This is a genomic window from Nannocystis sp. RBIL2 (assembly GCF_026626745.1).
In the GTDB taxonomy this organism is placed as follows: domain Bacteria; phylum Myxococcota_A; class Polyangia; order Nannocystales; family Nannocystaceae; genus Nannocystis.
Map to the genome: position 1 here is coordinate 4,808,080 of NZ_JAPNJW010000001.1, position 26,218 is coordinate 4,834,297.

Here is a 26,218-nt window from a genome sequence, read left to right on the forward strand (position 1 = left end):
CCGCGCGCGCCCGCGGACGCGCGCGCGCCTGGGAGCCTGTGCTAGTGTCCGCCCGCTCATGTTCCGCGGAGCACTCACCGCCCTGATCACTCCCATGCGGCGCACCGCCGGCGGCGCGTCCGAGCTCGACGAGCCCGCCCTGATCGCCCTCGTGGAGGCGCAGATCGCCGCGGGGATCCACGGCCTCGTGCCGTGCGGCACCACCGGCGAGGCGACCACCCTGAGCGCCGCCGAGCACCTCCGGGTGGTCGAGCTGACCGTCAAGACCGCGCGGCGGCGCGTCCCCGTGCTCGCGGGCGCGGGCGCCAACGACACCGCCCACGCCGTCGAGCTCGCGCGCGCCTGCAAGGCCGCCGGGGCCGACGGCACGCTGCAGGTCACTCCTTACTACAACAGGCCGACCCAGGCCGGCCTCGTCGCCCACTTCCGCGCCGTCGCCGAGGCCAGCGACCTGCCGGTGGTGGTCTACAACGTGCCCGGGCGGACCGGCTGCGATCTCCTGCCCGAGACCGTCGCCGAGCTGGCCGGCGACCCGAAGATCGTCGGCATCAAGGAGGCCACCGGCGACCTGAACCGGGCCGCGCGCCTGCGCGAGCTGCTGGCCGGGCGCCGCGACTTCGCCCTGCTCTCGGGCGACGACTTCACCGTCTTCCCGTTCCTCGCGCTCGGCGGCCACGGCGTCATCTCGGTCACCTCCAACGTCGCCCCGCAGTGGGTCGCCGGCCTGTGCGACGCCGCGGCGGCCGGCCGCTGGGACGAGGCCCGCGCCCTGCACGACCGCCACTACCCGCTGGCCCGGGCCCTGTTCAGCCAGCCGAACCCGATCCCGGTCAAGGCCGCGCTCGCCCTCCAGGGCCGCTGCACCGACGACATCCGCCTCCCGCTCGTCCCGCTCGACCGCCCCGCCCGCGAGGGGCTGGCCGACACCCTGCGCACCCTCGGACTCCTGTCCTGAGAGACAGGTCCTAAAGGCCAGACGCTACCACCATGACGACCGAACGCCTCGTCCCCATCAGCATCGTCGGCGCCCGCGGGCGCATGGGCAAGACTCTCATCCGCGAGATCGTGCTCAGCGACTCCATGATCCTCGAGGCGGCGGTCGACCGCGAGGGCGGCGCCGGGCTCGGCCAGGACGCCGGCCGGCTCGCCGGGCTGCACGACATCGGCGTGACCGTGGTCGACGAGCTGCGGCCGCGGCGCAACAGCGTCGTCGTCGACTTCTCGCTGGCCCCCGCGACCGAGGCCAACATCCGCCGCTGCGTCGAGGCCGGCGTGCCGCTGGTGCTCGGCACCACCGGCCTGCAAAAGTCCACCCGCGAGCTGCTGCGCAACGCCTCGCGCGAGATCGCCATCGTCAGCGCCGCCAACTTCAGCGTCGGCGTCACCCTCCTCACCAAGATCGCCGGCCTCGTCGCCGGCTCGCTCGGCGAGAGCTGGGACGCCGAGCTGCTCGAGATCCACCACAGCCACAAGCGCGACGCCCCCTCGGGGACGGCCCTGCGGATCGCCAAGGCCGTGGCCAAGGCGACCGGGCGCGAGCTCGAGGGCGTGATGCGCACCGACCGGGCCGGCGAGCAGGCCCGCCCGCGCGAGCGCGGCGAGATCGGCGTCGCGGCGGTCCGCGGCGGCGACTCGATCGGCGAACACACCCTGATGTTCCTCGCCGACGGCGAGCGCCTCGAGCTGACCCACCGCGCCTTCGACCGGGCGATCTTCGCCCGCGGCGCCCTGCGGGCCGCCCGGTGGGTGGCCAGCAAGGCGCCTGGCCTCTACTCCATGGCCGACGTCATCGGCCTCGGCGACCTCGGCTGATGCGCGACCGCTTCGACCTCGAGCTGGTGCGGCGCAGCAGCACCACCGGCGGCGAGACCGCGACCTTCGCCGTCAGCGTCCCCGCCGACCTGCTCTATTTCGCCGGCCACTTCCCCGGCGAGCCGGTGCTGCCCGGGGTGGCCCAGCTGGTGGCCCTCGTGCTCGACCGGGTGCACGCGCTGTGGCCCGAGCTCGGCGAGCCGACGCGGGTCGGCAGGCTCAAATTCAAGCAGCCGATCGCCCCCGGCGACGCGCTCGGGCTCACCGTCGAGCTCGAGCGCGGCGAGGCGGCGCCGCGGGTGCACTTCCAGATCGATCGCGAAGGTCAGGCCTGCACTCTCGGGGTCATGACCTTTGCCACGGCGGCCGAATCGCAGGGTTGAGCGCCGGCGCCGTCCATCGGCTATGTCATCACCTCCCGGAGGACTCGTGGAAGCTGTTCGAACCGTCGACGTCGCCGTGCTGGGCGGTGGTCTCGCAGGCAATCTGATCGCCCGCCAACTCCGCCGCCAGGTCCCCGGCCTGTCCGTCGCGCTGTTCGAGAAGAGCACCGAGGGCTCCTTCAAGGTCGGTGAGTCGTCGGTCGAGATCGCCGGCAACTACCTCACCCGGCGGCTCGGCCTCACTTCCTATCTCTACCAGCACCAGCTGCCCAAGAACGGCCTCCGCTTCTTCTTCGACACCCCCGAGAAGAACGCCGAGCTGTACGACATGACCGAGCTCGGCAGCCGCCACCTCCTGCGCCTGCCCTCGTTCCAGCTCGACCGGGCCCGCCTCGAGAACGACCTCCTGCGCATGAACCGGGACGCCGGCGTCGAGGTCCACCTCGGCGCCAAGGCCCACGACCTGGCCCTCTCGCCGAGCAGCGAGGCCGGCCCGGGCCAGCACGAGTTCACCGTCACCGAGGGCGAGCAGCAGACCCGGTGGCGCTGCAAGTGGCTGATCGACGCCAGCGGCCGCGCCAGCCTGGTCGCCCGCGATCAAGACCTGCGCGTCCCGACCGACCTGCCGGTCAGCGCCGTCTGGGGCCGGTTCCGCGGCTACGCCGACATGGACGACATGGGCCCGCCGGAGTGGCGCGGCCGCGTGCAGAACACCGCTCGCTTCCTCAGCACCAATCACTTCTGTTACCCCGGCTACTGGATCTGGTTCATCCCGCTCGGCCAGGAAGTGATGAGCGTCGGCTGGGTCGGCGAGAAGGCCCAGTTCCGCGACGCCTGGCGCAAGCCCGAGGGCTTCCTCGAGTTCCTCAAGGGCCACAAGGCCGTGTGGGACCTGCTGCGCGGCGGCGAGGCCGAGCTCGTCGACATCCTCTCGTACAAGCAGCTCGCCTACGGCACCAAGCGGTTCTTCCGCGGCGAGGACCGGTGGTTCCTCCTCGGCGAGGCCGCCGCCTTCACCGACCCCTTCTACAGCCCGGGCAGCGACTTCATCTCGATCGAGAGCGACTACATCGTCGACCTGATCGCGCGCGACGCCGCCGGCGAGAGCCGCGCCGACATCCGCGAGCGGTCGGACGCCTACGACGAGTTCATGCAGTTCCGGTTCGCCGCCACAGTGCTGCTGTACCGCGACCTCTACTCGGTGCTCGGCAGCTACGAGCTGCTGAAGCTCAAGTGGGACTTCGACATCGCCTGCTACTACAACTTGTGGGCGGCGCCGTTCTTCACCGACCAGCACCTCGACCTGCGCTACCTGAAGAGCGAGCTGCGGCGCAAAGAGTTCGTGCTCCAGGGGCTCGAGAACTTCGCCCGCTTCTTCAAGCAGATCGAGGGCGAGATGCACGCCCGCGGCGGCTACTACCGCAAGAACCTCGGTCAGTATTGCTACCAGCTCGACCTCGTCGACTTCATGGACGACATGTTCGCGCCGCGGCCGCGGCGGCAGGTGATGCGCACCACAGAGGCGATCTTCAACGGCACCCGCGACCGCGGCCTCGCCATCTTGCAGGAGCTGGGGGTCGTCCCCACGCGTGAGGCCCCCGCCCTGCCCCTGTACGAGTTCATGCTCCAAGAACCCCTCGCCTGAGCCGCCGAGCCAGCGGCTCCACGGCCCTCCGAGCCCCCCGGGAGCGCCTTTACCTCCCCGGGCCCTGCAAGTACCATTCGCCGAACGACCCCCAGCATGACGCGCGCGGAAATCTACAATCGGATCGTCGGGATCCTGGTCAAGAGCTTCGAGCTCGACCCGAACGACATCCGCCCCGAATCCCGGCTCTTCGAGGACCTCGACCTCGACAGCATCGACGCCATCGACATGTTCGTCGAGCTCCACGAGGTCACCGGACGCCGGATCGACGTCCAGGTCGCGCGGAAGATCCGCACCGTCGAGGACATCGTCAAGCTCGTCGAGTCCGAGCTCGCCAGCGCCAACGTACCCCCGACCCAGGAGTGACGGGTCCGTGGCCTTCCCGCCGCTCGACGAGATCTTGCCGCATCGCCCGCCGATGCTGCTGCTCGACGCGCTCACGGCGGCCGAGGCCGAGTCGGTGACCTGCCGCGCCACGGTGCGGGCGGGCGCGCCGTTCGTCGCGGGCGAGCGGGTCTCCTCGCTCATCGCCCTCGAGTACTTCGCCCAGGCGGTCGCCGCCCTGTTCGCCTACAAGAGCAGGGCCGGCGGCGCGGGGCCGTTCCGCGGCCTCTTGCTGGGCGCCCGCGACCTCGAGCTCGCCGTCTCGCACCTCGGCGTCGGCGACGTCCTCGACGTCCACTGCCGCGAACAGTGGGCCAGCGGCCCGGTCGCGCAGTTCCAGTGCATCCTTTCGCGCGGCGACGAGCGGCTGGCCACCGGCGCAGTCACCGTCCTGCGCGGCGACCCGGCCGAGTTCGCGGCCGCCTCGCCGGCCGCGGGGGCCGGCAGCGACCTGTCCTCCGGGACACCCGGCAGCGACCTGTCCTCCGGGACATCCAGCAGCCCCCGCCTCGACGGCCGCGACGGCCGTGACAATTCGGAGCCCGCGCCATGAACCCGCGTCGCGTCGTCATCACCGGCGTCGGCATCGTCTGCCCGATCGGCCACAACCTCCCGAGGCCAGCGCCTCGCTGCGCAGCGGCCGGCACGGCATCGTCGCCAAGCCGGAGTGGGGCCGCGTCGAAGAGATGCGGACCCGCCTGGCCGGCGTCGTCACCGGCCTCGAGCTCGAGCGTCGCTGGCACCGCAAGAAGACCCGCACCATGGGCCGCGTGGCCCTGCTGGCCGCCTACAGCGCCGAGCAGGCGCTGGCCGACGCCCGGCTCGACGAGGAGACCCTCGGCTCGGGCGCCACCGGCCTGTCGTACGGCTCCAACTCGGGCTCGTCCGAGGCGCTGGCCGAGTTCTGCACCACCCTGCTCACGACCCAGAGCATGAAGGGCCTGCAGTCGACCAGCTACCTCAAGTTCATGCCGCACACCTGCGCCGCCAACCTGGCCCAGTTCTTCGGCGTCCGCGGCCGGGTGGTTCCGGTGACCTCGGCCTGCGCGAGCGGGGCCCAGGCGATCGGCACCGCCTACGAGGCGGTCAAGTACGGCCTGCAGGACGTCATGATCGCCGGCGGCGCCGACGAGATGCACTACACGACCGCGGTCACCTTCGACCTGATGTTCGCCACCTCGACGAACTACAACGAGCGGCCCGACCTCAGCCCGCGGCCGTTCGACGCCAAGCGCGACGGCCTGGTCGTCGGCGAGGGCGCCGCGACCGTGGTGCTCGAGTCGTACGAGCGAGCCAAGGCCCGCGGAGCCACGATCTACGCCGAGGTCCTCGGCTACGGCACCAACTGCGACGGCCTCCACATCACCGCCCCGTCCGAGCAGGGCATGCGCGAGGCGATGCACCGCTCGCTGCGCGACGCCGGCCTCGGCCCCGACCGCATCGACTACGTCAACGCCCACGGCACCGCCACCGACATCGGCGACGTGGCCGAGAGCAACGCCACCCGCGAGGTGTTCGGCCGCCCGGTCCCCCTGTCCTCGACCAAGAGCTACACCGGCCACACCATGGGCGCCTGCGGGCCGATCGAGGCCGCCTTCTCGATCTCCATGCTGCGCGAAGGCTTCCTCGCGCCGACGCGCAACCTCGTCGAGGTCGACCCCCGCTGCGCCGACCTCGACTACGTGCGTGAGGTCCGTGACGTCCGCCCGGCCATCATCATGAGCAACAACTTCGCGTTCGGCGGCGTCAACACGAGCCTCATCCTCGGCCGGGTCGACTGACACCGGCCGCGGGCCCCCAGCCCGGCGAGGCGCGCCTTTGCCCCTCGCGCCTCATCCCCCGGCCCATCAGGCAGTCTCGCGTGCCCAAGTTCCTGCGCATCCCCGTGTCCGGCCTCGCGTTCGTCGGCTTCTTCGCGTTCGGCTGCGTCGCCGGCTGGGTGGGACTGCCGATCCTCGCGCTGTGGCCAGGCAGCCCGGAGGAGAAGCGACGGCGGATCGAGCGGATCATCTGCGCGATCTACCGCCGCTTCATCGACATCCTGCACATGGTGCGGCTGATCGACTTCGCCCGCCCGGAGCTCCCGCCCGACTTCCCGCGCGGCGGCGGCTACGTCGTCATCGCCAATCACCCGTCGCTGATCGACACCCTGATCCTCATGGGCCTGGCGCCCGGGCTGTCGTCGGTGGTCAAGCCGAGCTGGTACAGCTCGTGGATGCTGCGCGTGCTGATGCGCTACGCCGGCCACATCCCAGGGACCGACCGCACGGCGGCGCTGACGGATGGCTCTTCGGACATGTCGCAAGATGCAGGCTCAGACGGCGACATGCCGGCGGTGGTCGACCGCATGGTGGCGCACCTGCAGGCCGGCCACGCGCTGGTGATCTTCCCGGAGGCGTCGCGCTCGTGGGAGCGCAAGATGCGACGCTTCCGCCGCGGCGCGGTCGAGGCTGCGGTGCGCGCAGGGGTGCCGATCGTGCCGGCGTTCATCTCGGTGAACCCGCCGATGTTGATGAAGCACCAGCCGTGGTACGAGGTGCCCGACCGCCGCGGAGCGTTCCGCGTCGAGTTCTTCCCGGTCATCGAGACGGCCGGCCGCGACCTGGACCCGCGCCAGCTCAACCGCGAGCTGCGGGCGATGTACGACGGCCGCTTCGCGGAGATGCTGCGCGAGCGCGACGCGACCGCCCTGGCCGCGGCGCCGGTGGCTCAATTGCCGCAGACCTGAGCCCGTCGAGCTCGCGGAGTTTGTCCCGGCTGTGTCGGGCTGAGAGTGCCGTGCTTTCGCCACGGCACTCCCCACCGTAGTTGGCGATTGCATCATCTGGAGCGTTCGCGGCGGGGGAAGGCCGGCCGCGATTGCAGCGTCTGGAGCATCCGTCGGTCCGGGCATCGAATCGCGGCGATCGTGGATCGTCGCTTCGCGAATTGCCGACTGCGCCTCGCGGGGGGTCCGGGGAAGGACCGGCCGCGAGTTAACCGGCACGATGGACGCTCGTTCCTCGCGCCCATCTCGCCTCTAATTCGCGGCCGGCCCTTCCCCGAACCCCTGGCACGGCTGCAGCCGTGAGAGGCCGGCTCCCCGTCAACCAGACTCGCCGCGCGTCTCGGTACGCTCACCGCTCAGGTCCGTGAGCGGCCCCCACGGCACCAGTTTTCCCATCGGCCAGACTCGCCGAGTGTCGACGCGCCGCTGCTTCGTCAGGGGCCTCGCTGCACACATCGTCCCTGTTGAGATCCGCCTGCACAGCCCGGTTCTCCATCGGCCAAACTCGCCGGGCTTTCATCACGCGCCCCGCTGCCCGCCCTCGTTCCAGATCTGCCTGTACGGCGCCGTCTCTCCGTCCATCGGCATCGCCGGCCCTCGACGACACGCTGCTTCGTCAGGCGCTCCGCTGCACACATCGTCCATGTTGAAGCTCCGCCTGCACAGCCCCGGTTCTTCATCGGCCAGACTCGCCGAGCCTCGATGACCTGCTGCTTCGTCCGGCGCCCCCGCTGCCCGCCCTCGTTCCAGATCTGCCTGCACGACGCCGTATCTCCGTCCATCGGCATGCCCGGCCTCGACGCGCCGCGGCTTCGTCAGGCGCCTCGCTGTCCGCCCGCCGGGTGAGGATGAAAACCTCGGGCCCGGCAGAGCTCACTTCGCAGCGCGCGGGCGGGCGGGCGGTGAATGTGCAGTCCGTGGCTCGGCCGCTCGCTCTCGCAGCAATTCGGTGGGCGAGATTTGCAGTCGTCGGGTCCGGTTGATTGCAATCGCGCTCATGTCATAGTGAACTCCGTCGAGTCCTGTCGGGGGAGTTCATATGAGAGCGACATTCTTCAGCCTCGTATTCGTCATGTTCGCGGCCGGATGCGCGACCGCACCGGAGTCGCAAGAGCTGGCCGCGTCGATCGCCTCGGTGAACACCGCGGAGAAGCTCGGCGCGTCGCAGGTGCCGGAGGCGGCGCAGGCCCTGGAATCTGCCAAGCACGAGGTCGCCTGGGCGCGGGCGCTGATCGTCAACAGGAAGCACGGGCGGGCCCAGCTCATGGCGGAGCGCGCCGAGAGCGACGCGGCTCTGGCGATCGCCCTCGTCCGCGAGCACGAGGCCCGGCGGGCGGCCAAACAGGCGACGCCTCCCGGTGCGGCGGCGCCGACCCACTGATCCTCATCCTCGCGGAGGTCAATCGTGTCACACCATCGGCTCATCGTTCTCGCAGCGCTCATCGTCCCGACCGCTTGCGCCCACCGGATCCCGGAGGAGCTCCGTGAGGCCCGCGCGTCGTATAAACAAGCCGCCGCCGATCCGGCCACCCGGAAGGAGACGCCGGCGGAGCTCGACGAAGCGCGTCGCTCGCTGACGCGGGCCGAGCGCTCGTACGTCGTGGAGGGCGACTCCCCGAAGACGCGTGACCGCGCCTACATCGCCACGCGGAAGGCAGAGCTCGCCCTGGTGATGGGCCGCACCGCCGATCACGTCGAGGCCGCCAGGAACGCGGAGCTGTGGCAGGCGCGCGAGGCCCTCGCCGCCGAGCAGGCCGAGAACGCCGCCAATGCGTCGCAGCTGGCGACCGAGCAGGAGCTGCGAGCCGAGGCCGAGCAGCGCGCGGCCCTGGCGATCACCGCTCTGGCCGAGATCGCCGCGGTCCGCAGCGAGCCGCGCGGGACAGTGGTGACCCTCTCGGGCAGCGTCCTGTTCGCCAGCGGCAAGTCCGAGCTGCTGCCCTCGGCGACCTCGCGCCTCACTCAGGTGGCCGAGGCCCTGGCGGCCGGCGATCCCGGCGCGCACTTCATCGTCGAGGGTTATACGGATTCGAAGGGCCGCGCGGAGCTCAATCAGCAATTGTCGGAGGCGCGCGCGCAGGCGGTCCGCGACTTCCTGGTCGAACACGGAGTGGCCGCCGATCGCATCGAAGCTCGCGGCCTCGGCGAGACCCAACCGGTCGCCAGCAACACCACCGCGGAGGGCCGGGCCAACAATCGCCGCGTCGAGATCGTCATTCAACCGCCGTCGCCGTGATCCTCACCTCGTCGGCCGACCTGGGATTCGTCGATGATTCGACGAATCCGCGTCCCCGCGTGACCCGGAGACACTGCCATGTTCGGCTTCTGGCTCGTCATCATCCTGGCGATCTTGCTCCTCAGCACGTTGCCGAAGTATCAACACACTCGGCACTGGGGCTACTATCCGAGCGGAATCATCGGCCTCATGTTGCTCGTCGTGATCTGCTTGATGTGGTTCGACCTCATCGCCTTCTCGTGGCCCTGGGTCGTCCCGGTCACCCTGCCCTGACGGCGGCGCCCGGCACACCGGGCAGCAATCCACTCGCGGCTCCAAGCACCCGCTCCCACGGCAGCACGCCCGTCGACGATCCACCGGCTCCCCAAGGACCGGCCCTCGCGGCAGCGTCCTCGACGATCCGCTGATGCTAAGAAGGGCGGCTCGGTCCCACACACCAGCGCCCTCGACAATCACTGGCTGTTGAAGGACCCGTGGTCCCCACGGCAACGCCGGCGACGCTCCACTGGATGCCAAAAAGGACCCGCCCGGCCCCACACCGCAGCGCCTTCGACGGTCCACTGACTGCTGAAGGCCCGCTCGGCCCTCACGTCGGCCCCTCGGGTGCGCAGCTACCATCTCAGGAGTTTCTGGCGGAAGCCCTCGCTCGCCGTATTCCCGCGACGACGCGCTCCATGCTCGCGCGCGCCTTCGGGGAGAAGACCGCGCGGAGCGCACGGCCGCGTGTAACCCGCGCGTCATCGCTCGTCGCGTGAACCCGGCTTGCCGCCTGCTACGCTCCACGCGTGGTGCCTCGCCTCTCTCTGGTGGCAGCGTTCTTCCTCGGACTGTTCGTCGGTGTCGCGCCGGTCGGCGATTCGCGCGCCGGCAACTGCCAGAAGCCTGGCGACTGCCCCAGCGGCTTCACGTGCGCCCGGGGCTCGTGCGTCGCCGATCAGCTGCGCTGTGTGTTCGCCTGCGAGGGCCGCGACGTGCAGGGCGAGTGCGTCACCTACGGCCAGGACTTCTGCGCCGCCGACGCCGTGTGCGCCAAGGACTGCGCCGTCCGCAGCACTTACGGCGACTGCCACACCTGGGGTGCCGACGCCTGCGGCGAGGCCTACGCGTGCGCCGTGCGGTGCAAGGAGCGCAGCACCGACGGCACCTGCCTCGCCTACGACCGCGACGCCTGCGGCACCCGCTACAAGTGCGCCAAACACTGCATCCAGCGGGCCCAGAACGGCACCTGCATGGCCTACGGCCCCGACGCGTGCGGCCCCAGCATGGCCTGCACCCAGCGCTGCGTCACGCGCTCGACCCACGGCGACTGCACCATGTGGGGCCAGGACGTATGCGGCCCCTCGGCCGCCTGCGCCCGCCGCTGCATCTCACGCGACGGCGGCGGCACCTGCCTCGGCTGGGGCGGCGACGTATGCGGCGAGGGAGCCGTGTGCATCAAGCACTGCAACAGCCGCGGCAGCTTCGGCGCCTGCTTCGGCTTCGGCCCCGACCAGTGCGAAGCCGGCGGCTGACCCGACCCAACGACGGACCTGGTTCAGAGGACACCTCACATCGGCGCGAACCAGTCGTCGTAGCGACGTGACGCGCCGCCCACGATCATCCTCCTCTCGCGGCGGCGCCTCGGCCCTCACGGCTGCAGCGTGCAAAGCAACGCTCGACTGAACCTGTCCCACAGGACGCCTCGCATCGAAGCGAGAAGCAGCCCCGCGCGAAGAATGACGCGCCGAAAGGACGCGAGATGGCGGATGTTCGGCGGCCAGCCCTGGCCGTCGAACAGCCGCCCCCTGTCGCCTCCCGGAGGCATGCATCATCGGAGCCGAGAGCGGCGCGTCGGCCTCTCACGGCTGCAGCCGTGCCAGGGGTCCGGGGAAGGGCCGGCCGCGAATTAGAGGCGAGATGGGCGCGAGGAACGAGCGTCCATCCCGCCGGTTAACTCGCGGCCGGACCTTCCCCGGACCCCCCGCGAGGCGCAGTCGGCAATTTGCGAAGCAAGCCCACCCGACTCACCGCGCAGAACATGCCCCCGAGAACATGCCCCCGAGAACATGTACCGAAATTCTTTATTAAACGCTCCACATCGACTGCACCCGCGCCTTCACCTTGCGTCGGGCCTCGCCGAACCCCGGCAGGTTGGCCATCGGCTTGAGCGACGGGCAGCGGTCGACCCACTCGACATCGATGAGCACCGAGTCGGCCGCCTTCTGAAAGTACACCAGCGCGTCGTCATAGAACCCGCGGGCGCAGTAGATCTCCACTGCCAGCTGGCAGATCAGCGTGTAGAGGCGCGGGCTCACCCCGTCGGCCACGATGCTGAGCACGTACGCGTCGAGCTCTGACTTGTCGAGCTCCCCGAGCAGCCCGCGGGCGTAGCCGACCGAGAACTTCGCGAAGCCGACCATCACCTCGTCGCGGACCGAGTCGAGCACATCGCGGACGCGGTCGAGGTCCCCGTACCAGCCCGCCACGCGCAGGCGGATCTGCGTCGTCGGGTTGCGGTAGCGGGCGTCCGCCTCGATGCGGCGGAGGATCTCCTCGTACTCGACCAGCTCTCCGCGCAGCGCGTGGACGCGGGCCACGTCGAACAGCCCGACGAACAGGCGCGGCTCCAGGTCGACTGCCAGGCGGGCGCGCGACACCCCCTCGCGGGTGTTCCCGGCTTCGACTTGCAGCTGAGCCAGGTACTGGTGCGCGTGCGCGTAGGTCGGCGCGATCTCCAGCGCCTTCACCAGCGCCTGCACTGCGTCGCGCCACTCCCCGGTTTGCACCGCGAGCATCGCCTTCGCCAGGTGCGTCTCCGCCAGGTCGCTCGCGTCGGCCAGCGCTCGCGCCAGCGCGCGGCGGGCCTCGGCTGCCCAGTCGCGGTCGGCCGGCGCCTCCGAGAACGCCGGCAGGAACCACGCGCGCATGCACGCGATCGCGTAGCTCGCCAGCGCCGGGCGGAACTCCGGCGCCAGCTGCATGCACGCGTCGAGCAGCTCGATCGCCCCGTCTTCGCCGAGGATGTGCAGGCTCGTGATCTTCCGCCGCGCGCGCAGGTACAGCGCCACCGCCTCCGCCGGCGCGTCGCCGCGGGCCGCCACCGTGTTGAGCTCGACGCGGAGCGCCTCCGCGATCCGCTTGCTCATGCGGTCCTGCATCTCGAACACGTCTTCGATGCGGCTCTCGAACCGGTCGCTCCACAGCTGCGTCCCGGTGGCCACCTCGACCAGGCGGGCCAGCACGCGGATCTGCGACGGCGAGCACTGCACCGTCGCGTCGACCACCGCGTCGACCCCGAGGTTCGTGCCGATCGCTCGTGGGTCGCGGTTGTCGCGGTACTGCGCCGTCGCCCCGCTGCCGAGCACGCGCAGCCCGCGGGTCCGCGACAGCACGTCGATCAGCTCGTCGCTGAGCGCGTCGCCGAGGTAGCTCTGGTCCGGCGGCCCCTGGTAGCGGAACGGCAGCACTGCCAGCGCTCGCTCGGTCGACGGCACCGGCGCCAGCGAGCGCATCGCCGACGTCGGCAGCATCGAGCGCCCGACGTTCGTCGCCACCCCCGACGGTCCGCCCGACGTCGCGTTCGAGCGGCCGCTCGCCAGCGTCGACACGGCCGGGGGCGTGGTCGAGTGCGGCGTCAGCACCGCCCCGGTCCCGACGATCGTCGTCGCCTCGCGGTGGGCTGCCGCGGCCATCGCCGCCAGCAGCGGCGCCCCGGCCTGCGGCGCCGCCGACTCGCCGACGCTGACCAGCCACGCGCGCAGCCGCTCGGCCACCACCGCCGCCGCGGCCGGCCGCTCACCTGGCTCTTGGGACATGCACTGAAGGACCAATTCGGCCAGCGCCGGCGGCAGGTCGGCCCGCGTCGCCCGCGGGTCGGGGGGCGGCTCGGTCAGGCGGGCCAGCGCGACCGTCAGCGGCGACACCGGCCCTGACGCCCGCCCGTCGCCGGCGAACGGCAGCGCGCCCGTCAGCATCTCGAACAGCATCAGGCCGACGGCGTAGACATCGGTCCGCGTGTCGACCGGCTTGCCTGCGACCTGCTCGGGCGACATGTACAGCGGCGTCCCGACCAGCCCCTGCGTGCGTCCGCCCTCGTCGGTCAGCGCGCGGGCGATGCCGAAGTCGGTGAGAACCACGCGACCGGTGTTCTCGATCAGGATGTTGGCCGGCTTGAGGTCGCGGTGGACCACCCCCGCCGCGTGGGCCGCCGCCAGGCCCTCGCACACCGCCAGCATCACCCGCGCGGTGCGGGCCGGCTCCAAGGCCAGGCGCCGCCGCTCGCCGTCCTCGCGCACGCGCAGCACGTCCTGCAGCGTCGTGCCCTCGATGAACTCCATGGTGATGAAGTGCGTCCCGCCGGCCTCGCCCATGTCATGGGTGCGGGCGACGTTGGGGTGGGTGATCCGGCGCGCCAGCCGGACCTCGCGGCGGAACCACTCGAGCTGGTCCGGGGCGCGCGTGATCTCGATGTCGAGCACCTTGAGCGCGACCACGTCGCCGACCATCGCGTCCACGGCGCGGTACACCGCCCCCATCCCACCGCGACCGACCAACCGCTCGACCCGGTAGCGCCCGGCGTAGAGCTCGCCCGACACGGGGACCGGCCCCGGGGAGGCCGCGGTCGGCGTCGCAGTCACGTCGCCGAGCAAGGTCTTGTCGAGCGGATCGAACTGCTTGACCACCGGCGCGAGCGTAACAGACCAGGTTGCGCCTGGCAGCGCGGCCGCGCGACGTCGGGCGGCGCGCACGCCCACGAGCTGGAGCCCGGACTCGCGCACCGCGCGCGATCCCGCCGCGCGCGCCGACTGTCCCTTCAGCCAGCGACGCTGCCGCGCACCCCACGCCGAGACGAGGGCTCGTGCCGCCGCGGCGACGTGCGCTCTCGGCCGCCGCGTTCGCCGGCGATCGGCCGCGAGCCCCGGCCGCGCGCGTCGGGCGGGTCCGGCGGCTGTGCTACGTAGGCGGCATGCACGACCCGGAGCTCGCGCTCGCGATAGCCGCCGCCCACGCCGCCGGGGCGGTGCTCCTCCGCCACTTCGAGGGCGTGTTCGAGGTCGAGACCAAATCGTCGCCGATCGACCTCGTCACCTCCGCCGACCGCGCCGCCGAGGCGGTCGTGATCGAGGCCCTGCGCAGCGTTCATCCTGACCATTCGTTCCTGGCCGAAGAGTCCGGTCTCTCCGGACATGACCCGAAGTACACGGTCCTCCCGGGCCCGGGCGAGCTGCGCTGGGTGATCGACCCGCTCGACGGCACCACCAACTTCGCCCACGGCTTCCCCCACTTCTGCGTCTCGATCGCGCTGTGCGACCAGCACGGCGCGCGCCTCGGCGTGATCCACGACCCGATCCGCGGCGAGACCTTCGTCGCGGTGCGCGGTCAGGGCGCGCGCCTCGACCGCAACACGCGGCCGGGGCGGGCCCTCGCGGTCTCGCAGGCCGGTCGCCTGCAGCAGGCGCTGATCGCCACCGGCTTCTCGTACCAGCGGGCCACCACCCGCGACGACAACCTGGCCGAGTTCTGCCGCGTCGTGCCGCAGGTGTGCTGCGTGCGCCGGGCCGGCAGCGCCGCGCTCGACCTCGCCTACGTGGCCGCGGGGCGGCTCGACGCCTACTGGGAGTACCACCTGCAGCCGTGGGACGTCGCCGCCGGCTCCCTGCTGGTGCGCGAGGCGGGCGGGCAGATCTGCCGGCTCGACGGCGCCCCGTGGCAGATCGGCTGCGCCGACGTCGTCGCCTCCGGCCCGACCCTGCTGCCGACCCTCCTCGAGGAGCTGCGCGCGGCCAAGATCGAGGCGCCATGAAGAGACCGCAGCAGGCCCGCGGCAGCGCGCGCCGGACCCAGCGACTGCTGCTGTGGTGCGCCGCCACCGACCGCACCTTCGAGCGCGCGGTCGCGGGCGACGGCCGGGCCGTGCTCACCGGCAAGTGCATCCACTGCAACGCCCGCCACACCCTCACCGAGGACGGCGCGCCGCTCACCTCCGCCACCATCGAGCACATCGTCCCGCGCTCGCAGGGCGGCACCGACGCGATCGCCAACCTCGCGATCGCCTGCGCCCGCTGCAACTTCGGCAAGGGCCACCGCCTCGACGACCGCCCGTGGCACGACCCGACCCTGCAGCGCGTCATCGCCACCTTGCAGGAGCGCCGGGCCGCCCGCATGCGCCCGCCGCCGGACTGGCTCGACCTGCCGCCGATGACCGCCGTGCCCGACGGCGAAGCCGACGAAGCCTGAGCTGCTGCGAGCGACCTGTCCTTTCGACCACCTTCGTCCGCGCTCGCGAGCCGCGAGCTGCCCCGTCCCTCGCTCTCGGCCCTGAGCTGCTGCGAGCGACCTGTCCGCGCTGTCGCTCCCCGTCCCCACACACCCGCGCCTCGGCCCCGCGGGAATAACCGCCACTGCCTCGCGCGTGACAGCTCCGGCCGCGCGCAGTGAGCCGCGGCACCCCAATGACTTTCAGAGCATGTCCGATGGGACAGCTCGCCGACGACGCGCGCGTGACGGCCTGGGCGCGGGCCGCACGCGGCCGGAGGACTCGCCGCCATGACCTCGATGCCAACCAGCCCTGCCGGCCCGCCCGGCCACCTCTCCTCTCAGCGGCGCACGCGGGCCTTGACCCTCGCCGTCGGCCTCGCCGGCCTGTGTGTGCTCGGCCTCGCAGTGTGGCTGCCGCCGCCGACCGACGCCGCCGGCAGCCAGGCGATCCGCGGCGCCGGCCTGTTCGCCCTGCTCGCCTTCGGCTTCCTCCTGCTCGGCGCCCTGCTGCGCCGCGTCCAGCTCGGCTGGCACCGCAGCCTGCGCGGCCTGCTCGTCGGAGCCGGCGAGGCAGTGTGGCGCCTCAGCCTGCGCCTGTGGCCGCGCGAGCCCTCGAGCGACGCCCAGGCCCCGCCGATGCGCCTGGGCGAGCGGATCGCCCTCGTCGCCGGCCTCGGCCTCACCGCCCTCGACGTCGTCCTCACCACCCTGCTCCTGCGCGACGTCTTCCCCGAGCCGCCGTACCGCTTCGACCTGTTCGGGATGCTCTCGCCCGAGGCCGCCGAGTGGTCGTTCTACGTCGCGGTCGCCGCCTTCAAGGCAGTGCTCGAGGTGTGGTTCGGCGTGTTCGACACCATCCGCGGCGCCGGCAGCACCCTGCGGTGGTTCGTGCTCGGCGGCGCCTCGGCCTTCGACGCCGCGCTGGCCGCCTCGCGCGGGCTCGTGCTCGCCGAGCAGGGCCTGGTCGGCTCCTCGGTCATGGTCAGCAACATCATCTTCATCGGCTTCGGCCTCGCCGTCCCGTGGGTCGCCGCCCACACCGGCGGCCTGCTGGTCGGCGCCATGGACGGCTGGCTGGCCCGCCTCGGCGTCCTGCGCCTGATCTCCGCCCTCCCGCGGCTGTGCGTGCTCGCCCTCGTGTGGCTGGCCGCGATCGCCGTCGGCGCCCCCGCGGTCGTCCTCGTGCTCGCCGTCGGCCTGCTGGTCGGCGTTTGGTCGGCGCTCGACGACGTCATCGCCACGATCCTCGGCCACGACGACGGCGCCCAGGCGCTCGCCCTCCCGGCCGAGGTCATGCGCGCCGCCGACGAGCCGCCGAGCCCGCCGCACGCCCCGCTGCAGATGTCCGGAAGTGTCCCGTGAGACATGTCCCTTGATTCACCCTGAGTCCCCGATCGGAGCTGTCCCATGAGCCACCTTCAACCCCTCGCCGCCCTCGGCGGCCTGCTGCTCGGCGGCGCCCTCCTCGGCGGCCTGCTGTGGTGGCAGTCCGGTCTGCAGCCCGCGGCCGCCCGCGACGACTGGCGCCCCCCGTGCATCGCCCGCCTCGGCAAGACTTACGCCGCGTTCGGCCCGACCAGCGCCCCCGACGAGCGCCCCGCTCGCAACCTGCTGTTCGGCGTCGACCGCAGCGGCAGCAACCGCGAGCTGGCCGACGCCCAGCTCGACGCCGCGGTCGCCTACGCCGCCACTCTCGGCCCCGAGTCGGGCGTCGGCGTCCTGCTGATCACCGACCGCAGCGACCGCTCCACCACCCCCGACATGCCCTTCGAGCCAGGTGAGGGTGGCACCCGCTGGACCGCCGAGCCGGTGCTGTGCGACGGCTGCAAGCCCGACAGCCTGTTCCAGCAGAAGTGCCTCGAGCAATTGGAGGTCGCCCAGAGCCGGCGCGTCGGCGAGCTCAACGCCGGCGAGGACGCTCGCCGGACCCGCCTGCAGGAGGAGCGGGCGGTGCGGATCCACGGCTGGCGCGACCAGGTCGCCGGCTACACCCCCAAGCCCGGCACCTCCCTGCTGGCCTTCTTCACCAAGCTCGCCGACCTGCCCGCGGTCCGCCGCGAGCCCGAGCGGACCACCGTGGTCGTGATGTCGGATCTCGAGGCCAGCCAGGCCGGCGAGCGCAAGCAGCTCGACAAGTTCGAGCGCGCCTACCGGTCCTCCGGGACATGTCCCGAAGTGTCATGGCTGCCCAAGGGCCTCAGCGGCCTCGAGATCGCCCTGGTCCAGAGCGTGCGCGACGGCATCGACGCCGAGCTGTGGGCCCGCCGCTGGGACGCCGTGCTCACCTGCGCCGGCGCCCACGTCCGCCGCCACCGCTACAGCGCCGCAGTCCCGCTGCGCCAGCTGCTCGACGAGCGGCCGCCCCCGCCCTGGCGCTCGCCGACTGACCGGTCCGAGCATGGCCTCCGGGACATGCTCTCAAGGACACGCCACGCTCGGCGTCGCCGCCGAGCCGGGCGTTCGCTCGCTCGGGCGGTCATGGTCCTCCGAGCATGCCCCTTCGAGCATGCCCTGGAGGACATGTCACTTCGCGGTCAGCACCCCGAGCTCGTGCAGCCACTTCAGCATCGACGCCGGCCAGGTCGCCATCTTCGGCATCCCGGCCCGCTGGGCCAGGCCGACGCCGTGGCGGCCGTCGTCGTAAAGGTGCAGGCGCGACGAGGCGCCGCGGGCGCGGGCCGCCTCGTCGTACAGCTCGCTGTTGTGGAACACCACCTTCTTGTCGTGGCGCGAGTGGACCAGCATCGCCGGCGGCGTGTCGGCGGTGACGCGCTGCTCGAGCGACAGCCCCTGCACCAGCGCCGGCGTCGCCGGCTCCTCGCCGAGCATGCTGCGCTTGCTGCGTTGGTGGGCCCAGCGGTCGTCGAGCGTGACCACCGGATAGACCATGACGATGAAGTCGGGCCGGCACGATGTCTCCTCGATCGGCAGGCTCGTGGTCAGATCGCCCTGCTTCGGGCACGCGGTGGCGACGAAGCCGGCCAGGTGCCCGCCGGCCGAGAAGCCGACGAAGCCGATCTTGCCGGCGTCGACCCCGAGCTCGGCCGCCTGCGAGCGGACCCGCTGGACCGCGCGCCGGCCGTCGGCCAGGAAGTCGCGGTGGTGATAGCCGTCGCCGCTGACGCGGTAGCGCAGCACCACCGCCACGAAGCCCTGCTCGCTCAGCCAGCGGGCCGTCGGGAACGCCTCCGGCCGCAGCCCGCCGGTGTGCGCATAGCTCCCGCCCGGCGCCACGATCGCCGCCGCCCCGTTCGACTTGCCCGGCGGCGGCAGATAGTAGAAGAGCTCCGGCTGGTCGGCCTTGGCCGTCCCCTTGGCCCCCGGCGCCCCCTCGGGCCACAGCAGCTCGCGCCGGGCGAAGTCGCGCGGCGTGCAGCCCAGCGCGATCACCAGCCCCATCACACATGTCCCCCAGGACATGCATTTCAGAACATGTCTCATTGGCCTGCCTCGGCCTCGATGTGCGCGCAGTACGGCGCGATCTCGGCGCGGAAGGTCGGGGTCCAGGCGCACGGGCGCTTGGTCTCCGGGTCGACGCGGACCACCGTGCGGCGGCCGGTCGCGTGCTCGATGTCCTCGTCGAGCGGCATCACGCGCAGACCGAAGGTCAGGCTGGTACGACCGAGCCGCTCGACCCACACGCGCACCCTGACCTGGCCGGTGCCGATGACCGGGCGCTGGTAGTCGAGGGAATTCGCCCGCACCAGGTGGTACTGGTCGGGGTTCGTGTTGAAGTCGAGGACCCCGGCCCAGCCGAGGCGGCGCCAGAACGAGCCGATCGCGTGCTCGAAGAGGAGCAGGTAGCGGGCGTTGTGGAGGATGTGGAAGGCGTCGAGGTCGTCGAAGTAGACCCCGTGGATCGTCTCGTGGAAACGCATGACCGTCCGCGAGCGGTATACCGCACGCCGGGCCCGGCGCGGACCCCGATGCGGCCGATGAAGCGCCGGCCGACGTGTCCGGACACTCGTTCGCGGGTCCATGCGGCAGCCCTCACACCGCCCGTCGCGGCCGGCGCCGGGGTTGTGAGTTATCGTGATCGCAGCGCTTCGGGATGGACGCTCGCCAACACCACGCCCGCCAGCAATTCAGCCGCCTCGCGGCTTCGCCCGATCACGCGCTCGACCTCGGCGAGACGGCGCTGTGGATCGGCGCCGAGGAGGACGGGCCGGTCGACGTCGAGGACTACCTGACCCGGCTCGACGACCTGGCGGCGACCCTGCGCGCGCGGCTCTTGCCCGACCACACCGCGCGCGAGCGGCTCGACCAGCTGCTCGCCTTCGTGTTCCGCGAGCTCGGCTTCCACGGCAACGAGTCCGACTACTACGACCCGCGCAACAGCTACTTCCACCAGGTGCTCGACCGTCGCTGCGGCCTGCCGATCTCGCTGGCCCTGCTGCTGATCGAGCTGGCCCGGCGGGTCGGCCTGCGCGTCGCCGGGGTCGGCTTCCCGGCCCACTTCCTCGCCGTCGACCTCGACCTCCCGCAGCTCTACATCGACCCGTTCCACGGCGGCCGCCTGCTGACCGAGTACGAGTGCCGGGTGATGCTGCGGCAGAAGACCCAGGGCCGGATCGAGTTCGACCGCAATCAACTGCGCCCCGTCGGCGGCCGCCAGCTGTTGGTGCGCATGCTCAACAACTTGAAGAGCGTCCACCTGAGCCGCGGCGACCTCGAGCGCGCGCTCGCGGCGAGCGACCGGATCCTCCTGCTCAGCCCCGGCGCCGCCGAGGAGTACCGCGACCGCGGCCTATGCCAGCTGCAGCGCCGGGCCTACCGCGCCGCCGCCGAGGACCTCAACCACTACCTCAGCCTCGCGCCGATGGCCGACGACCGCCAGCTGATCGCCGCCCGCGCCGCCGAGGCCCGCAACAAGGCCCGCCTGGTCAATTGACCAGCTTCGGCGCGCGCGCCGATCGCCGCGCGCCGCCCATAAAAAGAGAGCCGCCTGGTCGATCGACCAGGCGGCTCGGGCTCACACGTCGTGGGCCATCTGCAGCATCTGCGGGATGAAGTGGACCCGCACCTTGATCATGCTCTCCCACTTGCGCGCCGTCCGGCTCTGCACGCCCTCGTGATCGGGCTTGAGGGCGTTGCTGTTGACGGTGTCGTTCTCGAAGTCGTACAGCTGGGTGGCGCCCTTCTTGCTCTTGAGGGTAAGGGCTGCCTCGTCGGCCTCTGCGTCGGTGCGGGCGGCGGGCGCGGCCCAGGCGGTGGTGGAACAGAGCAAGAGCGAAGCGAAGACGATGAAGCGCATGCCGATCTCCTGTGGGGTGAGGACCAGCAACGCCGGCCCCGGGCGGTCGATCTACGTGCTATGAGATCGCCGTGCGCCGCGTCATCGCCGTCGTCTTCGCCGTCGCGCTCGGGGGCTGCGCCGAGAAGTTGCCCGAGGCTCACGTCATGCCGCTGGTCGGCGCCGAGCGTAACTTCGGCCGCGAGGTCGCCGAGCTCGGGGTGGTCGACGGCTTCACCCGCAACCTCGCGCCCGACGCAGTGCTCCTCCGCCCCGAGCCGCAGCCGGCCACGCAGGCGCTCGCCAGCCCCGCCGGCTTCAGCCTGACCTGGGAGCCCGCGTACGCCGAGATCGCCGCCTCCGGCGACCTCGGCTTTACCACCGGTCCTTATCAGGCGCACCAGCGCGACAGCGGCGAGGTCAAGCACGGCCACTACGTCAGCGTGTGGCGCAAGGAGGGCGAGCGCTGGCGCCTCGTCGTCGACGGCGGCAGCGCGCACCCGCCCCCGCTCAACCTGCCGGACCGCTTCACCCACGCGCCCGCGCGCGAGCCCGTCACCTCGCCCGATCGCGCCGCCGAGCTCAAGAGCCTGCGCGCCGCCGAGGACGGGCTGATCGCCGGCGTCACCGCCGAGGGCGGCCGCGCCCTCCTGGCCGCCGCCGCCCCCGACCTGCGCTGGTTCCCTCCGGGCAGCTTCCCCGTCACCGGCGCCAACGCGGTCCAGACCGCCCTGCTGGCCCGCAGCGACGTCCTCACCTACACCCGCCGCGGCGACGGCGTGTCCGCGGCCGGCGACCTCGGCTACGTCTACGGCGAGGCCACGCGCACCATCAAACCGAACGTCCCCGCCGAGCGAGGCGGCTACCTCCGGCTGTGGCGCCGCGACGAGGCCGGCCGCTGGCAGCTCGCGCTCGACCTGACGATCACCGAGCCCCGGACCCAGGCCGCGCTCGACAACCACGACTCGAAGCACGACGCCAAGCACCAGCCATGAGTCGCCGGTCGGCATGTCCGCCAGGACATGCCCCCTGGTTCATGGCGTCTGGTTCATGGCGCCTACGACATGTCCGAAGGCACCGGGCCTCTCGGACATGTCCATCCTTCAGCGGCGCTCGGGCTTGGCCAGGCCGACGAAGCCGGCGACCAGCACCAGGGCCGCAGCGACGAACGCCATGTAGCCGCCGACCTCGAATTGGACGCCCGCGGGGCGGGTCGTGGCGAAGTAACACAGGCCGACGCCGATCAGGCCGAACAGCAGGTGGAGCACGCCGAGGCCGCGGGCGAAGCCCTTGCGACCGACCACCACGCCGAAGAACGACGGCAGGATCGACGGTACGGTGAGCATCAAGCCCAGACCCTGGTTCTTGAAGTCGCCGGCGAACAGGCCCTCGGTGATACCGATGAGCGAGCGGAGGGGCAGGAACAGCGCGGCGACGCTGAGGAGGAGCGCGGCGAGGGCGAGCTTCTTGGCCATGCGCGGCCTGATACCACGAGGCCGCGCGGTGACGATAGTGACATCGCTACGAGGCCGCGAGTGAACGCTGTTACGTTCAGCTGGCCTTGAACTTGAGGTCGAGCTTGAGGAGGACCTCGTCCTTGATCAGGTCGTCCGGCTTGCCGGGGTACTCGATCTTGAAGTCCTTGCGGTTGATCGTGAACTCGGCCTGGCCCTGCGCGCCCTGGGCGTCGACGGTGACCTTCGCGGGGAAGCGGATCGCCTTCTTCTGCCCGTGCAGCTCGAGCTCGCCGCCGATCTCGTGGGTGGCCCCGTTCTCGCCGGCCTTGGCCAGGAACTCGTTGGCCGAGAACACCGCGGTGGGGAACTTCTCGACGTCGAAGAAATCGGCGCTCTTGAGGTGACCGGTGAGGTCGGGCGCGTCGGAGGTGACCGAGGGGGTCTGCACCGTCACGCGCAGCGACTCGATCTTGTCGCCGGCGACCTTGGCCTCGCCCTCGAACTCCTCGAAGCCGCCCTTGTGGTCGCCGGTCAGCTTGGCACCGACGAACTGGACCGAGCTGCCCGTCTTGTCGAGCTTGAACGTGCGCGCAGCCGCGGCCGGCGCGTCGGTCTTCGTCTCGGCCTTGGCTTCGGTCTTCTTGACGTCCTCGACCTGCGCCTTGGGCTTGCCGTCGATCTCCGAGGAGCAAGCGCCGCCGAGCGACGCCGCCAGCGTGAGCGACAGCAGCGAATAAAACGTTGTACGTGCCATGGTGCGCGGGACCGTAGCACGAGCCCGCCGCGGCCGGCAAACCACGGCGGCCGGGCCGCCGCGCTGTGACGAATCCTCCGCCGAAAGGCCCGCTGCGTGGGCCCTCACGTCGGACTCAACGCCGCCCCGCCTGCAGCACCAGCGGGTGCCCCGACAGCTGATCGAGCTGCTCCACCACCTCGCTGTCCTCGCGGACATATGCGTCGAGGAACGTCGAGATCACCTCGACGAAGAAGTTTCGCAGCGCGTCGCCCGGGGCCGTCGCGCGGTGATCGAGGAACGAGCGCCCAGTGGTCGGATCGTCGGGGTGGCAGAACGAGAAGTGATTGGCCCCCGCGAGCAGGAACATGTGGGCGTCCCCACGCCCGCCGGGCAGTGCCTCATGGAAGGTGCGCCGGAGCAGGGCGAACGCGTCCGCGGGCGACGACCCGTAGCGGTGACTGCTGGCCGCGATCACCCCGTCGCGCTCACCGCCGAGGAGCAGCAGCGGCACCTCGCCCGGCAGCGGCAGCAGCGAGTGCTCCGCCCAGCCGAGCGCCGTGAGGGCCCCCGCATGACCCGCGTAGGCGAACGCCGCCGAGAGGTTGTTGAAATAGCGCAAGGCCGCGTTCTGCAGCGCTGCGCAGCCGCCGGCGGAGTGACCGCCGAGGACGACGTGCTCGAGATCGAGCAAGCCGGCGAGGATGCCCTCGCACTGCAACCTGGCCAGCTCGTCGAGCAACGGCCCGATCGTCGTCGACGTCGGCGCGTGCCCGAAGCTGTCCGGCCCGAGGCGCGACGCGTCGAGCCCGGGCCCGAGCCCGATCACCCCCGGCTCGCCGGGCCGCAGCTCGCCGACGTACGAGAACGTCACGAACACGTAACCGCGGTCCGCCAGCGCCTGCGCCAGCCAGCGGTAGCTCTCCGGCCCGACGTTGACCCCGGGCAAGAAGATCACGACCGGGAAGGGCCCGGCGTCGGCGTCGGCCTCGACCGCCCCGAGGTCGCGCTCCGCCGGCGTGCCCGTCAGCCTGCCCGGGTAGAACACCCGGGCGTGCAACGTGTCGTGCGGCGCTCGCAGCCCCGGCAGCCGCACCGCGCGATGGAGTGCCCGCACGATGCGAGTCATCGCCGCGCCTCCACGCCACCTGTCCCGAAGTACAGCTCGGCTCCCATCATACGCTTTCGCCTCCCGTGCGGGTCGCCGATAGTATCCTCCGACCCATGGAAAAAGCCGCCCTCCCGCTCGCCGGCCTGCGCGTGCTCGACCTGTCGCGGATCCTCGCCGGGCCCAGCGCCGCCCAGCTGCTCGGGGATCTCGGGGCAGATGTGATCAAGATCGAACATCCTCTCGGGGACGACACGCGCCGCTGGGGCCCGCCCGACTTTGAGGGCGGCGCCGCCTACTACTTGGCCTGCAATCGCAACAAGCGCTCGCGCGTGCTCGACTTCAAGCGCCCGGCCGACCGCGACGTATTGCTCAGCCTGCTCGCGGACGCCGACGTGCTGCTCGAGAACTTCAAGGTCGGTGACCTGGCCCGCCACGGCCTCGACTACGCCGCGCTCGCGCCCCGCTTCCCGCGCCTGGTCTACTGCAGCATCACCGGCTTCGGCCAGACGGGCCCCGACGCCGGCCGCGTCGGCTACGACGCGCTCATCCAGGGCCTCGGCGGGCTCATGAGCATCACCGGCCAGGACGCCGAGCATCCGACCAAGGTCGGGGTCGCAGTGGCCGACCTCGGCACCGGCCTCTACGCCGTCGTCGCCATCCTGGCCGCGCTGCTCGAGCGCAGCCGCAGCGGCCTCGGCCAGCACATCGACCTCGCGTTGCTCGACACGCAGGTCGCCGGCCTCGCCAACATCGCCATGAACTTCCTGTGCACCGGCGAGGTCCCGCGCCCCCTCGGCAACGCCCACCCGACCATCGTGCCCTACCAGAGCTTCGCCACCGCCGACCGCCCACTGATGCTGGCAGTCGGCAGCGACCCGCAATTCGCCAGCCTGTGCGTGGCCCTCGGCGAACCAGGTTGGGCCGTCGACCCCCGCTTCGTCACCAACCCCGCGCGCGTCACCCACCGAGCCGAGCTGGTCGCGCGGTTGGAGCAACGCCTGTCCCAAAAGACACGTGACGAGTGGCTGCAGATCTTCGCCGCCGCCACCCCGCAGTTCCCGCACGGCCCGATCCGCGACCTCGCCGAGGTGGCCGCCGACCCACAAGTCACGCACCGCGGCCTGTTCACCGCGATGGACGACGGCCGCACCCCCTGTCTAAAAAATCCGATCGTGTTCTCGCGCACCCCGATCGATCACTACCGCCGCCCCCCACGCCTCGGCGAGCACCCCGACGCGACCTGGCTCGAAGAACCTGTCTGATCGACCATTTCTACATGTCCTTTGGGACACATCGATCACGCACCGGCGAGCCCCCGCCGGCTCGAATTCGCCGCTGTGACGCCCCGGTTTTTCCGCGTATCGTCCGCGCGCCGATGGGCGACGGACTGAAGGACATCGAAGACCTCCTCGCCCTCCCGGACCTCACGCCGGTCGCTCCGGCGCTGCGGCAGCAGATCTTGCCCGCCCTGCGCATGCGCCACGCGAGCGGCTTCCCGCCCGCCGTCGACGACACGCCCCTGGGGGCGGACAAGCTCGGCGGCCTGGCCGACGTCCCGCGCTCTCTGGCCGACCCGATCTACCGCCGCCGCAGCCTCGTCCTGCAGCTCGACCTCGCGCGGGCCCACGCGCACCTGCCCGGGCTGCCGCTGCCGCGCCAGGGCCTGCTGCACGTCCTCCACGACCGCGAGGGCGAGGCCGACGATCACACCGACGTGTCGCTCCGGATCGTCACCCTCGACGAGCCGCTGCGCCGTGAACCTGACCCGAAGGTCAGCCATCGCGCGCGCCCGCTGACCCTCGAGCTCGAGCAGACCCTGCCCGACACCGACGACCCCGCGCTCGCCGGCGTCCGTTTTCCCGACGACGACGACGAGGTCACCTTTGAAGCGTGGTTCCAGGCCCGCGGCGCCCTGCGCCGGCCGCCGACCCATCGCCTGCTCGGCTGGCCCGACTGGGTGCAGGACGCCTCTCTGCCCCCGCCTCCGGCCCCGGCGCGCGGCTGGCGGCTGCTCCTGCAGATCGACAGCGCCGGCGACGGCCTCGAGTGGGGCGACTCGGGCTGCCTCTACATCCTCGTCCCCGACCTCGACCTCCACGTCGGCCGCCTCGACCGCGCCCACATTTTTTCTCAGAGCTGCTGACGCGAGAGCATGTCCCCGAGGACATGTGAATCAGCGCAGAGCGGCGCCTCGCGGCCACCTGTCCCGAAGAACATCCG

General features: G+C 71.7%; 26 protein-coding genes and 1 pseudogene. 19 read left to right on the forward strand and 8 right to left on the reverse strand.

From position 1 onward, the window contains the following. The first annotated feature begins 58 nt into the window (after positions 1 to 58). From dapA to OV090_RS19060, 12 genes and pseudogenes are all read left to right on the forward strand, one after another. Entirely contained in the window at positions 59 to 955 is an 897-nt protein-coding gene (dapA, locus tag OV090_RS19005; protein ID WP_267705223.1) for a 4-hydroxy-tetrahydrodipicolinate synthase, read from the forward strand. A gap of 32 nt (positions 956 to 987) precedes the next feature. Next, complete coding sequence (gene dapB, locus OV090_RS19010) at positions 988 to 1,812, forward strand: 4-hydroxy-tetrahydrodipicolinate reductase (RefSeq protein ID WP_267705224.1); 825 nt, start codon at positions 988 to 990, stop codon at positions 1,810 to 1,812. Next, positions 1,812 to 2,195 (forward strand): hypothetical protein, encoded by a 384-nt coding sequence (locus OV090_RS19015; RefSeq protein ID WP_267705225.1) that lies wholly within the window; start codon positions 1,812 to 1,814, stop codon positions 2,193 to 2,195. Before dapB ends, OV090_RS19015 begins: the two co-directional genes overlap by 1 nt. Positions 2,196 to 2,241: 46 nt before the next feature. Further along, positions 2,242 to 3,840, forward strand: a complete 1,599-nt coding sequence (locus OV090_RS19020; RefSeq protein ID WP_267705226.1) for a tryptophan 7-halogenase — start codon at positions 2,242 to 2,244, stop codon at positions 3,838 to 3,840. A 96-nt stretch (positions 3,841 to 3,936) separates the two neighbouring features. Further along, entirely contained in the window at positions 3,937 to 4,206 is a 270-nt protein-coding gene (locus OV090_RS19025) for an acyl carrier protein (protein ID WP_267705227.1), read from the forward strand. A 7-nt stretch (positions 4,207 to 4,213) separates the two neighbouring features. Further along, positions 4,214 to 4,777 carry a hypothetical protein gene (locus OV090_RS19030; protein WP_267705228.1) on the forward strand — a complete coding sequence of 188 codons (564 nt, stop codon included), beginning with the start codon at positions 4,214 to 4,216 and terminating at the stop codon, positions 4,775 to 4,777. Then, a pseudogene (locus OV090_RS19035) lies at positions 4,774 to 6,005 on the forward strand (beta-ketoacyl-ACP synthase). The gene OV090_RS19030 and the pseudogene OV090_RS19035 overlap by 4 nt, the downstream one beginning before the upstream one ends. An 80-nt stretch (positions 6,006 to 6,085) precedes the next feature. After that, positions 6,086 to 6,952 (forward strand): lysophospholipid acyltransferase family protein, encoded by an 867-nt coding sequence (locus OV090_RS19040; protein ID WP_267705230.1) that lies wholly within the window; start codon positions 6,086 to 6,088, stop codon positions 6,950 to 6,952. A gap of 1,111 nt (positions 6,953 to 8,063) precedes the next feature. Next, entirely contained in the window at positions 8,064 to 8,372 is a 309-nt protein-coding gene (locus tag OV090_RS19045; protein WP_267705231.1) for a DUF4398 domain-containing protein, read from the forward strand. Positions 8,373 to 8,396: 24 nt separating this feature from the next. Next, complete coding sequence (locus OV090_RS50750) at positions 8,397 to 9,227, forward strand: OmpA family protein (RefSeq protein WP_267705232.1); 831 nt, start codon at positions 8,397 to 8,399, stop codon at positions 9,225 to 9,227. A 78-nt stretch (positions 9,228 to 9,305) separates the two neighbouring features. Beyond that, positions 9,306 to 9,500: a DUF3309 family protein gene (locus OV090_RS19055; RefSeq protein ID WP_267705233.1), complete on the forward strand. Its 195-nt coding sequence runs from the start codon at positions 9,306 to 9,308 to the stop codon at positions 9,498 to 9,500. Positions 9,501 to 10,015: 515 nt separating this feature from the next. Next, on the forward strand, positions 10,016 to 10,738 hold the full coding sequence (locus OV090_RS19060) for a hypothetical protein (protein WP_267705234.1): 723 nt from the start codon (positions 10,016 to 10,018) through the stop codon (positions 10,736 to 10,738). A gap of 552 nt (positions 10,739 to 11,290) precedes the next feature. Here the strand turns inward: OV090_RS19060 and OV090_RS19065 are convergent. Continuing rightward, the gene (locus OV090_RS19065; protein ID WP_267705235.1) at positions 11,291 to 13,888 is read right to left on the reverse strand and encodes a serine/threonine-protein kinase; all 2,598 of its coding nucleotides are present in this window, start codon (positions 13,886 to 13,888) and stop codon (positions 11,291 to 11,293) included. 284 nt (positions 13,889 to 14,172) lie between these two features. Between OV090_RS19065 and OV090_RS19070 the strand changes: the two genes are divergently transcribed. The 3 genes from OV090_RS19070 (at position 14,173) to OV090_RS19080 (ending at position 16,826) form a co-directional block, all read left to right on the forward strand. Then, on the forward strand, positions 14,173 to 15,009 hold the full coding sequence (locus tag OV090_RS19070) for an inositol monophosphatase family protein (protein WP_267705236.1): 837 nt from the start codon (positions 14,173 to 14,175) through the stop codon (positions 15,007 to 15,009). Beyond that, positions 15,006 to 15,443 (forward strand): HNH endonuclease, encoded by a 438-nt coding sequence (locus OV090_RS19075; RefSeq protein WP_267705237.1) that lies wholly within the window; start codon positions 15,006 to 15,008, stop codon positions 15,441 to 15,443. Before OV090_RS19070 ends, OV090_RS19075 begins: the two co-directional genes overlap by 4 nt. A 309-nt stretch (positions 15,444 to 15,752) precedes the next feature. Beyond that, positions 15,753 to 16,826 carry a hypothetical protein gene (locus OV090_RS19080; RefSeq protein WP_267705238.1) on the forward strand — a complete coding sequence of 358 codons (1,074 nt, stop codon included), beginning with the start codon at positions 15,753 to 15,755 and terminating at the stop codon, positions 16,824 to 16,826. Positions 16,827 to 16,841: 15 nt separating this feature from the next. Here the strand turns inward: OV090_RS19080 and OV090_RS19085 are convergent, their stop codons facing one another. From OV090_RS19085 to OV090_RS19095, 3 genes are all read right to left on the reverse strand, one after another. Next, positions 16,842 to 17,426: a hypothetical protein gene (locus OV090_RS19085; RefSeq protein ID WP_267705239.1), complete on the reverse strand. Its 585-nt coding sequence runs from the start codon at positions 17,424 to 17,426 to the stop codon at positions 16,842 to 16,844. A 561-nt stretch (positions 17,427 to 17,987) separates the two neighbouring features. Then, a complete protein-coding gene (locus OV090_RS19090; protein WP_267705240.1) occupies positions 17,988 to 18,884 on the reverse strand; it encodes an alpha/beta hydrolase in 897 nt (298 codons plus the stop codon). A 17-nt stretch (positions 18,885 to 18,901) separates the two neighbouring features. Then, positions 18,902 to 19,342 carry a thioesterase family protein gene (locus OV090_RS19095; protein ID WP_267705241.1) on the reverse strand — a complete coding sequence of 147 codons (441 nt, stop codon included), beginning with the start codon at positions 19,340 to 19,342 and terminating at the stop codon, positions 18,902 to 18,904. 173 nt (positions 19,343 to 19,515) lie between these two features. On the opposite strand from OV090_RS19095, the gene OV090_RS19100 reads away from it, so the two are divergent. Beyond that, positions 19,516 to 20,355, forward strand: a complete 840-nt coding sequence (locus OV090_RS19100) for a transglutaminase-like domain-containing protein (RefSeq protein WP_267705242.1) — start codon at positions 19,516 to 19,518, stop codon at positions 20,353 to 20,355. Positions 20,356 to 20,436: 81 nt separating this feature from the next. On the opposite strand, the gene OV090_RS19105 is transcribed toward OV090_RS19100, so the two are convergent. After that, a complete protein-coding gene (locus tag OV090_RS19105) occupies positions 20,437 to 20,718 on the reverse strand; it encodes a hypothetical protein (protein WP_267705243.1) in 282 nt (93 codons plus the stop codon). A gap of 71 nt (positions 20,719 to 20,789) precedes the next feature. Here OV090_RS19105 and OV090_RS19110 point away from each other — a divergent pair, with 71 nt between their 5' ends. Then, positions 20,790 to 21,692: a nuclear transport factor 2 family protein gene (locus OV090_RS19110; protein ID WP_267705244.1), complete on the forward strand. Its 903-nt coding sequence runs from the start codon at positions 20,790 to 20,792 to the stop codon at positions 21,690 to 21,692. Positions 21,693 to 21,800: 108 nt separating this feature from the next. Here the strand turns inward: OV090_RS19110 and OV090_RS19115 are convergent, their stop codons facing one another. From OV090_RS19115 to OV090_RS19125, 3 genes are all read right to left on the reverse strand, one after another. After that, positions 21,801 to 22,172 carry a hypothetical protein gene (locus OV090_RS19115; protein ID WP_267705245.1) on the reverse strand — a complete coding sequence of 124 codons (372 nt, stop codon included), beginning with the start codon at positions 22,170 to 22,172 and terminating at the stop codon, positions 21,801 to 21,803. Between the two features lie 76 nt (positions 22,173 to 22,248). Further along, entirely contained in the window at positions 22,249 to 22,908 is a 660-nt protein-coding gene (locus OV090_RS19120; protein WP_267705246.1) for a YceI family protein, read from the reverse strand. 115 nt (positions 22,909 to 23,023) lie between these two features. Next, entirely contained in the window at positions 23,024 to 24,004 is a 981-nt protein-coding gene (locus tag OV090_RS19125) for a hypothetical protein (protein ID WP_267705248.1), read from the reverse strand. A gap of 107 nt (positions 24,005 to 24,111) precedes the next feature. Here OV090_RS19125 and OV090_RS19130 point away from each other — a divergent pair, with 107 nt between their 5' ends. After that, complete coding sequence (locus OV090_RS19130) at positions 24,112 to 25,260, forward strand: CoA transferase (protein WP_267705250.1); 1,149 nt, start codon at positions 24,112 to 24,114, stop codon at positions 25,258 to 25,260. 113 nt (positions 25,261 to 25,373) lie between these two features. Next, positions 25,374 to 26,141, forward strand: a complete 768-nt coding sequence (locus OV090_RS19135) for a DUF1963 domain-containing protein (RefSeq protein WP_267705251.1) — start codon at positions 25,374 to 25,376, stop codon at positions 26,139 to 26,141. The last annotated feature ends 77 nt before the right edge of the window (positions 26,142 to 26,218 follow it).

Bases quoted from the DNA above. Each gene is read 5' to 3' on its own strand.
- dapA (WP_267705223.1), top strand. From the start codon at position 59: ATGTTCCGCGGAGCACTCACCGCCCTGATCACTCCCATGCGGCGCACC.
- dapB (WP_267705224.1), top strand. From the start codon at position 988: ATGACGACCGAACGCCTCGTCCCCATCAGCATCGTCGGCGCCCGCGGG.
- OV090_RS19015 (WP_267705225.1), top strand. From the start codon at position 1,812: ATGCGCGACCGCTTCGACCTCGAGCTGGTGCGGCGCAGCAGCACCACC.
- OV090_RS19025 (WP_267705227.1), top strand. From the start codon at position 3,937: ATGACGCGCGCGGAAATCTACAATCGGATCGTCGGGATCCTGGTCAAG.
- OV090_RS19045 (WP_267705231.1), top strand. From the start codon at position 8,064: ATGTTCGCGGCCGGATGCGCGACCGCACCGGAGTCGCAAGAGCTGGCC.
- OV090_RS19055 (WP_267705233.1), top strand. From the start codon at position 9,306: ATGTTCGGCTTCTGGCTCGTCATCATCCTGGCGATCTTGCTCCTCAGC.
- OV090_RS19070 (WP_267705236.1), top strand. From the start codon at position 14,173: ATGCACGACCCGGAGCTCGCGCTCGCGATAGCCGCCGCCCACGCCGCC.
- OV090_RS19075 (WP_267705237.1), top strand. From the start codon at position 15,006: ATGAAGAGACCGCAGCAGGCCCGCGGCAGCGCGCGCCGGACCCAGCGA.
- OV090_RS19080 (WP_267705238.1), top strand. From the start codon at position 15,753: ATGACCTCGATGCCAACCAGCCCTGCCGGCCCGCCCGGCCACCTCTCC.
- OV090_RS19090 (WP_267705240.1), bottom strand. From the start codon at position 18,884: ATGTCCTGGGGGACATGTGTGATGGGGCTGGTGATCGCGCTGGGCTGC.
- OV090_RS19095 (WP_267705241.1), bottom strand. From the start codon at position 19,342: ATGCGTTTCCACGAGACGATCCACGGGGTCTACTTCGACGACCTCGAC.
- OV090_RS19100 (WP_267705242.1), top strand. From the start codon at position 19,516: ATGGACGCTCGCCAACACCACGCCCGCCAGCAATTCAGCCGCCTCGCG.
- OV090_RS19105 (WP_267705243.1), bottom strand. From the start codon at position 20,718: ATGCGCTTCATCGTCTTCGCTTCGCTCTTGCTCTGTTCCACCACCGCC.
- OV090_RS19115 (WP_267705245.1), bottom strand. From the start codon at position 22,172: ATGGCCAAGAAGCTCGCCCTCGCCGCGCTCCTCCTCAGCGTCGCCGCG.
- OV090_RS19120 (WP_267705246.1), bottom strand. From the start codon at position 22,908: ATGGCACGTACAACGTTTTATTCGCTGCTGTCGCTCACGCTGGCGGCG.
- OV090_RS19130 (WP_267705250.1), top strand. From the start codon at position 24,112: ATGGAAAAAGCCGCCCTCCCGCTCGCCGGCCTGCGCGTGCTCGACCTG.
- OV090_RS19135 (WP_267705251.1), top strand. From the start codon at position 25,374: ATGGGCGACGGACTGAAGGACATCGAAGACCTCCTCGCCCTCCCGGAC.